The organism is Alcanivorax sp. HI0083 (assembly GCF_001635175.1).
The window spans coordinates 1-701 of record NZ_LWFX01000213.1 but is presented as its reverse complement, the minus strand read 5'-3'; the positions used below and the strand labels follow the sequence as shown (position 1 = coordinate 701).

At 58.1% G+C, this 701-nt stretch carries 1 protein-coding gene; it reads left to right on the top strand.

Features of this window, described 5'->3' with window-relative positions:
* Positions 1-701, top strand: a 701-nt coding sequence (locus A3754_RS27015) for a hypothetical protein (RefSeq protein WP_197468387.1), incomplete at both ends; no start/stop codon positions are given.

The following is a 701-nucleotide window of genomic DNA, read 5'->3' as shown; positions in this document are numbered from 1 at the left end:
GCTACACCTTGGTGGATTCACTGGGTGGTTTCCGTGATGCCTTGTTATCAGGAAATTATCAGCAATATCTCTTGCTGGCAGACCGGGTGCCGTTGGGGCACTGGACCGCCAAGCAATTGCGAGAAGCCGTCAATCGGGGCGATGGGCTGGTGTATGCCGCCGGTGACAGGCCGCGGACTCTGCCCCTGTACCAGAGCTTGGGAATCCATCCACACGAGAGTCTGCTTGGCAACTATCTGTTCAGTCTGCTGGGCTGGGATGGTCACCGGGCGGATGGCGTGGAATTTATGCAATCCCCGCTCTCCGAGCCGGCCTATTTGCCACTGACTCTGGATCGCCGATTGCCGCACATACATCACCATAAAGCCGATGTTGCCGCTTCGTATCAGGGGGTCAGTGATCACTCTCTCCAGTGCCTGGCCTATTCCGGTCAGCACGATGCTGTCACCCATCGTGAGTATGGCGAAGGGCGGGCAGTGTATGTGGGTTACGATCTGCTGGCCGAAGCGGTAGCCGAAAGCGGTAGTGATCACCATGCCGGGTTGTTGTCGCGGGCACTGGAGCACACCACAGCAGAAAATCTGATAAATCGGCCGGGCGCAGTGTTCCCCGTCACTCTGTCGTTGCAAAACACGGGGCCTGCTGTCGACGTCCAGGCGGATATAGCCATGTCCCTGGGGGGAGAAGTGCTTAACACCTTG